Here is a 7962-nt window from a genome sequence, read left to right as displayed (position 1 = left end):
CCCGAGAGCTCTTCAAAGTCCTCACCAGCCCAAACACCACGAGCAACGATCTTCGCGTCGCCGCTTGACAAACATAGGAGCATCGGAGCGATTCACCCCAGAGTCAGACACGCACTTCCGCAGTATGCGCGTGCCCGCGACTCCCCCCCACCTCCACCTTCAGCGCACCCCTGGCCTTCCGCACGCTACGATCGCTCTCCCTCACCGATTTCACCCGCCAGGGCAACGTCACCTTCACCTCCTCAACAGTCCGAGACGGATCGGACACCGCGAGCCGTACCCGCTCGCCCGCCCGCCGGACCAACAACGCGCAAGGACCGTCCACGCTGAGCGGCCCGTCCTGGGTCTCGACGGTCCCCCCTCGCCAGAAGACGGCCGCGATCACGCCATCACGCGAGATGGCCTGCACCGCTCCAGAGTTGGCGAGGATCTCTACCCGCCCCGCATAAGCCTCCATCTGCGTGATGGAGGCGTCGGGCAGCACGGCGTAGGCGTAGCGCGCCTTGCGGGGGTTGATGCCGTGGTCGATGACGATCGTCGTGTAGTGCCTGGTGACGGGGGTGGTGTCGCCTCCGGTGGTGGCGCCCTTGTCGATGTCGCGCCAGCGGCCGGTGCGCTTCTTACGGATCACCTTCGCGTCGGCGCCGTCGAGGAGCGCGTAGCCGGCCACGCCGGGCAGGTGGATCCAGCCCTCACCCCGGGTCAGCGACGGGTGCCGGTCGTGGGTGTTGCGGTTTTCCACGATGGTCTCGATGCGACGGCCGTCGGAGGCGGTGATGCCGGTGCCGAGGGCGATCACCGCGTCGTCGAGCATGAACCACGCCTTCTTGGCCCGTAGCGAGGAGCCGCCGGCGATCAGTTTCATCGCGGCCACGCCGTACTCGCCGTCCAGCGCCACGCCGCCCGCCCACGGGGTGGGGGGCAGGCGGCGGTGGTCGTGTGGGAGGTCGGCGCGTCTGCGGGTGTCGACCGTCGTTCCCGGCAGGCGGTACGGGTCGATCGTGGGCCACAGGTCGTCGTTCCAGTGGGTGAGGTCGCCGGTGTAGAGGTAGGTCATGCCGTCGCCGGTGTACCAGCCGTGCAGGTTCTCCCGGTTGATGGCCTCGGCGGCGCCGATGCGCTGCGAGCTCATCGAGATCGCGTACGCCCAGGTGGGGCGGCGGTGTACGACCCGGTCCATGTCGGCGAAGACGTACGTGCCCGTCGTGCGTTCACCGACCGGCACCGCGGGGTCGGTGAGCAGGGCCGTGGCCCTCGCGATGCTCGCCGGGGGTGCGTACGTGCCGTAGGGGACGGCCTGGTTGCGGGTGAGCCAGCCTTTGACGAGCGGTCGCCAGCGGCGGGCGTGGCGTTCGGGTGCCGTCTCCAGCAGGGTGAGGACGGCCTCGACGGCCTTGTGTCCCGAGTGGTGGTCGCGGTGGCCCTGTACCGAGATCTGCCGGCCGCGTACGCAGTCCATCATCAGCCCGTCGAAGACGAACGGCACGAACGTGCGGTCCACCAGGTCGTAGATGTTGCCGATTCCGGTGATCTCCCACGGTGACCTGGAGAGCATGGCGATCAGCTTGGCCACGCTCTCCAGGTAGTCCACGCCGTAGCTGCCGGTGTAGGGGTACACGTCGTGCTGGATGAACGACCCGTCGCGGTAGAAGCCGTCGCCCGGACCCCTGGTCGGCCGCAGCAGGTCGGAGACCGCCTTTCCGGCCCGTCTGACGAGGCGGGCGTCGTGGGTGAGCACTCCGCGCATCGCCACCGCCATCGCCTTGCCCGCGCGGTTGGCGCCGGTCTCGACGACGCCGGGGTGGCTGACGCGGCGTTCCGGGTCGGGGCACCAGCGGTGCAGGGGGCGTAGCCAGCGATCGAGGCGGCCCGAGGGCAGGCCGTCGTACAGCAGTGCGCAGGTGTCGGTGAGCGCGCGGGGGACGCCGATCTCCCACCAGTACCAGTTGCTGCCGCGCCGATCGAGTCCTTCGTGGTAGGCGTGCTCGTACAGGAAGTCCAGTGCGCTGACGGCGGTCCGGGCGACCTGGCCGTCGTGGTGCATCGCGGTGCCGGGTGTGGCCCAGGCAAGCGCGAGGGTGCGCATGCGGTTGTAGGAGCGGTTGAAATTGCCGGTCCGGGGGTTCGAGAGCGGCAGGTCGGGCCACAGGCTCGGGCGGCCGGGGGCGGGGTTCAGCTTGCGCAGCACCGCGTTGGCCGAGCCTTCGAGTGCCCGCGTCCTGTCGATATAGGTCGTGTTGGTATGAGCGGAGGTGTCCGACCCGCCGGCCATCAGGTTCACCCACCGCTCGCGCGCGTCGTCGAACGCGGCGGTGCCGGTCGCCGCCTCGGCCGGTCTGTCCCACAGGGCGAGACCCGCCACCGTCGCGGCGCCGAGCAGGGCGGACCGTCGACTGAGGGGGTGGGTCATGGCGGCTCTTCCGGCAATAGTGCAAATATCAGACGAAAAGATCATAAGTCGACATGCGGGTGGGTCATCCGGCTCCTCTGACGGTGAGCGGCGGTGAGCGGCGGTGAGCGGGCGTACGGACGTCGTCGGGAACGCGCGCTACCCGGCTCGGGCGGTGACATGCCGACCCGTTCGGCCGACGGCGTCCCACCCGCTTGAGTATCCCAAGCCGCCGGCCTACCCGCCGCCCCCAAGAGCAGGTCGAGCGTCCCCCGGTCGCCGTCACCGGCTTCGGGAACTATCGGGAGAACCGCGTCGCGGCCTCCCCCATGAGCCGGCCCGGCGGCAGACGTCGCCCGCAGAGGACGAGCAGCAGGTCCTGGGCCGGCCCCCGGAGCGGTGTTCCCGTCCCGTGGCTCCAGTCGAGGTCGGTCGCCCGCAGCGCGACCCCCGCGAGGTCGGTTCCGAAGAACGCGATGTTCTTCGGCCGCATCCCGGCCAGCACCATGGCCACCCGATCGGGGGGAACCAGGCGGTCGAGTCCCAGACCCACCGTGATGTCGAGCCCGTGGATGACTTCGTGCGCGAGCGCCCCGTGGACGCCTCCGCCGGGAGGTGTCCACGGATGTGCGACGTTGTCCCGCAGCGAGGCGAGCAGTCTCTCGGGCGGCAACCTGACGGCGTCGCGACGGGCGCACCGATCGGCCATGCGATTGACGTCTCCGCGTGCCTTCGCCAGCTCCACCAGGGTCCTTCCGAGCGAGGTACGGAAGGGCATCGTCGTGTGGGCGACGACCTCGCGGACCTTCCAGCCGTCACACAACGTGGGCGCATCCCACTGTTCGGGGCGCAGGGCCGCGAGCAGGTCCGCCTGTTCGCGGCGTTCCGTCACCAGTGCGTCCCGAAGTCGATCTTCGGTCATCAAAGTCTCCTCGTGCTTGTTCGGCGCGTACGTTCACGGCGTGGTCGCGGTATGGGTACGAACGCGGAGCCGGAAAGTCATCGGTCCCCTCGCGTGATGTGTCGGTGGCGGCGCATACGGTCGGGGAATGGCTGAAACGCTGACCGGTGAAGGCTCCCGGCTGGAGCCGTTCCGGGTCGAGCTGACCGGTTACTGCTATCGGATGCTCGGCTCCGGCTTCGAGGCCGAAGACGCGGTGCAGGAAACGCTGCTGCGTGCCTGGCGAGCGTTCGACCGCTACGACGAGCGACGGGCGTCGCTGCGCACCTGGCTCTACAGCATCGCCACCAACATCTGCCTCGACATGCTGCGCAGCACGCAACGCCGGGCCCTGGCCATGGATCTCAGCCGGGCCGCGGACGGCGGATCGAGCATCGGCGAGCCGGTGTCGGAGCGGGTCTGGGTCCAGCCGGTTCCGGACGCTCTCGTGCTGCCGATGGACGGCGATCCGGAAGAGCTGGCCGTGCGGCGGGAGACGATCCGGCTGGCGTTCGTCGCCGCGTTGCAGCACCTGCCGCCCCGGCAGAGGGCGGTGCTGATCCTGCGTGACGTGTTGCGGTGGAAGAGCGGGGAGGTCGCGGACCTCCTGGAGACCACCGTCGCGTCGGTGACCAGCGCGCTACAGCGGGCGAGGTCGACGCTCAAGACGGTCGACGCCATGCCCGGTGAGCCGTTCCGGCCCGCCGACCCGGGCCAGCGCGAGTTGCTCGCCCGCTATTGCAGCGCGTTCGAGCGTCACGACGTCACCGCGCTCGTCGCCCTGCTGCACGAGGACGCGACGATGTCGATGCCTCCCTTCGCCTGGTGGCTTCGCGGCCGTGACCTGATCGAGCAGGCGCTGCTGGACCCGAACGCGTCCTGCGCGGGCGCGCGTCTCGTCCCGGCCGCGGCGAACGGCTCGCCGGCGTTCTGGCAGACCAGACCCGGTCCCGATGGCGTTCACATGCCCTTCGGGCTGGTTTTTCTGGACGTGTCCGAGGGTCTGATCAGCGGCATCACTACATACCTGGACGCCGACCGACTGATCCCGCTTTTCGGCGCTCCGGCCGCGTCTTCGCCGCCGCCGCGATCGTTTCCCGCACACCGATGAGTTTCACGACGCCACGGCGTATCCCCGTGGACGGCTACTCACCACGAACTAAAGGAACGACCATGGCGACCATCCAGCCCATCATCGTCACACCCGACCTGGATCGACTGCGAGCCTTCTACGAGCGCCTGTTCGGGGCGACGGAGGTGAGCCGCTTCCCCGACGACGGACCCGTGTTCTTCGTGAGCCTGAAGCTGGGCGACTCTGAGCTCGGGCTGGTCAGCGAGGCGGCGGCCGACCTGTCCGCCCCGCAGCGGATCCTGCTGAGTGTGCAGGTCGACGACGTCGACGGCCTGCTGGACCGGGTCGAATCGGTCGGCGGACGGGTGCTCGGCCCGTCGAACGACATGCCATGGGGAGAACGGGTGGCCCATGTCCACGACCCCGACGGAAACAAGGTCAACCTGACGCAGTCCCTCCGGTAGAACGCCGGACAGCTCAGGCGATGACGCGCCACGGCGACACCGTCTCGGTCGTCCTGTCTCGCCCTGCTTCGCAAAAAGGACTCATGCGTCCGTGTCTCACAGGAGTCCGGCAGAGAGGGGATGCGCGGTGAACGGCCACCGTACCCGCTGATCATTCGGGCCCGTCTCCGGTATGCCCTGGAGCGCCGGTCGAAGGGCGCCCACATTCGAGGAACCGAGTGGGATGCCAAGGTGGCGCCCGCCGCCCCTTTCCCACGACATGTTGGAAATTTCATAATCCCAACATGTCGCGGGAAAAGGGGGACGAGCTGGCGCCTCTGCTGTTCCTCTCCGACTCTCGCAAGGTTCGCAGGACCTCACCCCAAGGAGACAGCCATGGCCATTCCCGCCGCTGAGCTGGCCGGATACGCCGACGTCGTCTTCGACGTCGCCGTACCGGTCGTCGCCGGTGACCGGGTGCTGATCAACGCCGAGATCGAGCACGCCCCGCTCGCACGTGCCCTGGCCGAGGCGGCATACGCCCGAGGTGCCCGCTATGCCGATATCTGGTATTTCGACCCCTATGCGAAGCGATCCCGGGTTCAGCACGCGGACGCGGCCACGCTGAGCGAGGTCCCGGCCTGGCTGGACGCACGTAACGAGGAGCTGGCCCGCCACTGCGGCGTCCTGCTCAACATCCGCGGCGCCGTGGCACCGGACCTCCTCGCCGGGCAGGACCCGGTACGGGCGGGCCTGGACCGCATGCCGCACCTCACGTCGAGGCAGCGGCTGCAACTCGGCAACCTCGTCCGCTGGACGATCGTCCCCTGCCCGACCGCGGAATGGGCGCGCGCGGTCTTCGGGGAGCCGGACGAAACCCTCCTCTGGCAGCACCTGCGCCCGATACTGCGCCTGGACCGGCCCGATCCCCGCGCCGCCTGGGAGCAGCGGATCACCGAGCTGCTGGGCCGCGCGGAGGTGCTGAACGGGATGCGGCTCGACGCTGTCCGGTTCGAGGGGCCGGGCACCGACCTGACCATCGGCCTGCTCCCGGACGCGCACTGGACCGCGGCACGCCTCGAATCCGTACGGGGGCACCGCTTCCAGGCCAACCTTCCCACGGAGGAGGTGTTCACCACCCCTGACCATCGCCGGGTGGAGGGCACCGTCCGTTCGACGCGGCCACTCGCGCTCAACGGGAGCGTCATTCGCGACCTGGAACTGACCTTCACCGGCGGGGTGGTGACAGAGGTGCGGGCGAGCGCCGGCGCCGACGTGGTCCGCACCCACCAGGCGACCGACGCGGGCGCGGCCCGTCTGGGCGAGCTGGCCCTGGTCGACGGCTCGTCACCGGTCGGGCGATCGGGCCTCACCTTTCTCGAGACCCTGCTGGACGAGAACGCCACCTGCCATCTGGCCTGGGGTGCCGGCCTGCCTCCTGGCGTGCCGGAGCACCTGCGCGAGCGGGACGCCGCCGGGCTTGAGGCGGCCGGGGTCAACGTCTCCGGTGTGCACGTCGACTTCATGGTGGGCGGCCCCGACGTCACCGTCACGGGGATCGGGCACGACGGCGGTGCGATCGAGTTGCTCCGCGACGACGAGTGGCAGGTCTGAGTCGAAGCCGAGTCCGCGGATCCGGTCACCGAGGTGATCGTTTTTCAACCTTCCGCCTGATGCGGCTGCCTCCTGCCATCAGGAGAGGACTTACCTGGAGCGGGTGGTCGATAACGGTCATCCTGGCAAAACCAGGTGAAGCATCCGGGCCGAACGCGAAGCGTGCTCCATGCGCGGGGCGAAGTACCCCCGGAGGGTCGTGCGTCGACGACTCTCCTGGGCGTCGCCTGGACGAGTCGCCCTTTGGGACGAGCGGCTCGGGTCCGAGGGGGCCCATCGCGCGTGGCCTTCCGCTCCGGAATCGACACAGGGATATCTATTGTGCACTGAGTTCACGATACGCTTTACTCGTGATGCACGTTCACCCTGACCGAGGCCACCGCGCGACGGGCGCGTCTCGCGCGCCCTTCCGACGCGATCACCAGTCGAGTCTGTGAGGTCCCCGACTTGCCGACGGCTTCCCGCACACGAAGACGAAGCGTTCTGAGCGATGGCGGCACCCCGGAGAAGGCAGGAGCCTTCGCCTTCAGAAAGCCACAACAACCTTGGAAGCACATAAGCCGCAAATCGGTGCCGACGTTCCGCCAAGTCACGCCGATCACAGGAATCCTGTCCCGCTTCCCGGAAATTTCGGCCCGCCCTTTACGACAGGGCGCACGATATGCCCAATATCTACACCGATAACCATCTAACCTGGCCACCACATATTCCAGGGTGTAGCTTCGCATCGATGACTCAAGGCGCTTAATCCGTGATAAATGATCAAATCCCCGCCAGGTGGCCTGTCGGCACCCTCATGGACAGAATCAGCCCGGAGGAGCGGAAGGAACTCCTGGATCTCGCGCCGCCGTCCCCGCGGCAGGCCGGCGAACCGCTCATCTATCACGGAGACCGAGAGAGGTCCGAGGTCTATCTCCTGAGGTCCGTCCCGGGCCAGCGGATCACCGCGTGCGTGAAAGTGACGGCATACCTGAAATCGGGTGGATCAGCCATATTGGGCATCCGGGTCAGCGGTGATGTGGTCGGCGAGCTGGCGGCTCTGCGCAGGGAGCCCAGATCGGCTGCGGTCACCGCGTGCAGTCCGATGTGGGTGCACGTCATCCGCGCGGAGGTGTTCACCGACTTCCTCGACCGTCATCCGGCGGCATGGAACGCGTTCGCCAGGATGATCGCCGACCGGCTCGACTGGGCCAACCGCAGAAGAACCGACTTCGCCCAGTTCAGCGTGCCCGTACGGGTCGCGAACGTGCTCGTGGAACTCTCCGGCCGACATGGGATCGACCGAGCGGGCGGCAAACGGGAACTGGGAGTCGATCTCACCCACGAGGAGATCGCCAATCTTGTCGGGGCCGGGAAAGACGCCGTCTTCAAGGCCTTCCGACATTTCAAGGAGCTTGAACTGATCGCCTCCGGTCATCGCAGGAAGATCGTCATCGACCCAATCGGTCTGTCCAATTACCGGTAAAACGTACTGGTACGTCTTGAGGCGATGCGACCTTCGCCA

General features: G+C 68.2%; 6 protein-coding genes. 4 read left to right on the top strand and 2 right to left on the bottom strand.

Annotated features, from left to right (window positions below; all coding sequences use genetic code 11):
• Nucleotides 1-103: 103 nt before the first annotated feature.
• The gene (locus ACFY3V_RS32760) at nucleotides 104-2410 is read right to left on the bottom strand and encodes a polysaccharide lyase 8 family protein (protein ID WP_389778857.1); all 2307 of its coding nucleotides are present in this window, start codon (nucleotides 2408-2410) and stop codon (nucleotides 104-106) included.
• 277 nt (nucleotides 2411-2687) lie between these two features.
• Entirely contained in the window at nucleotides 2688-3311 is a 624-nt protein-coding gene (locus ACFY3V_RS32755; RefSeq protein ID WP_389778855.1) for a maleylpyruvate isomerase family mycothiol-dependent enzyme, read from the bottom strand.
• Between the two features lie 127 nt (nucleotides 3312-3438).
• Here ACFY3V_RS32755 and ACFY3V_RS32750 point away from each other — a divergent pair, with 127 nt between their 5' ends.
• The 4 genes from ACFY3V_RS32750 (at nucleotide 3439) to ACFY3V_RS32735 (ending at nucleotide 7923) form a co-directional block, all read left to right on the top strand.
• The gene (locus ACFY3V_RS32750; protein ID WP_389778853.1) at nucleotides 3439-4440 is read left to right on the top strand and encodes a sigma-70 family RNA polymerase sigma factor; all 1002 of its coding nucleotides are present in this window, start codon (nucleotides 3439-3441) and stop codon (nucleotides 4438-4440) included.
• 62 nt (nucleotides 4441-4502) lie between these two features.
• A complete protein-coding gene (locus ACFY3V_RS32745; protein ID WP_362904002.1) occupies nucleotides 4503-4865 on the top strand; it encodes a VOC family protein in 363 nt (120 codons plus the stop codon).
• A 375-nt stretch (nucleotides 4866-5240) separates the two neighbouring features.
• Nucleotides 5241-6458 (top strand): aminopeptidase, encoded by a 1218-nt coding sequence (locus ACFY3V_RS32740; protein ID WP_362904004.1) that lies wholly within the window; start codon nucleotides 5241-5243, stop codon nucleotides 6456-6458.
• Between the two features lie 796 nt (nucleotides 6459-7254).
• Entirely contained in the window at nucleotides 7255-7923 is a 669-nt protein-coding gene (locus tag ACFY3V_RS32735) for a Crp/Fnr family transcriptional regulator (RefSeq protein ID WP_362904006.1), read from the top strand.
• Nucleotides 7924-7962: the final 39 nt, after the last annotated feature.

It is taken from the genome of Streptosporangium sp. NPDC000095 (genome assembly GCF_042899335.1).
GTDB lineage: Bacteria > Actinomycetota > Actinomycetes > Streptosporangiales > Streptosporangiaceae > Streptosporangium.
This window is presented reverse-complemented; position numbering and strand designations above follow the sequence as displayed.

Excerpts from the sequence above, each read along its gene's own strand:
- ACFY3V_RS32760 (WP_389778857.1), bottom strand. The coding sequence starts at position 2,410 with ATGACCCACCCCCTCAGTCGACGGTCCGCCCTGCTCGGCGCCGCGACG.
- ACFY3V_RS32755 (WP_389778855.1), bottom strand. The coding sequence starts at position 3,311 with ATGACCGAAGATCGACTTCGGGACGCACTGGTGACGGAACGCCGCGAA.
- ACFY3V_RS32750 (WP_389778853.1), top strand. The coding sequence starts at position 3,439 with ATGGCTGAAACGCTGACCGGTGAAGGCTCCCGGCTGGAGCCGTTCCGG.
- ACFY3V_RS32745 (WP_362904002.1), top strand. The coding sequence starts at position 4,503 with ATGGCGACCATCCAGCCCATCATCGTCACACCCGACCTGGATCGACTG.
- ACFY3V_RS32740 (WP_362904004.1), top strand. The coding sequence starts at position 5,241 with ATGGCCATTCCCGCCGCTGAGCTGGCCGGATACGCCGACGTCGTCTTC.
- ACFY3V_RS32735 (WP_362904006.1), top strand. The coding sequence starts at position 7,255 with ATGGACAGAATCAGCCCGGAGGAGCGGAAGGAACTCCTGGATCTCGCG.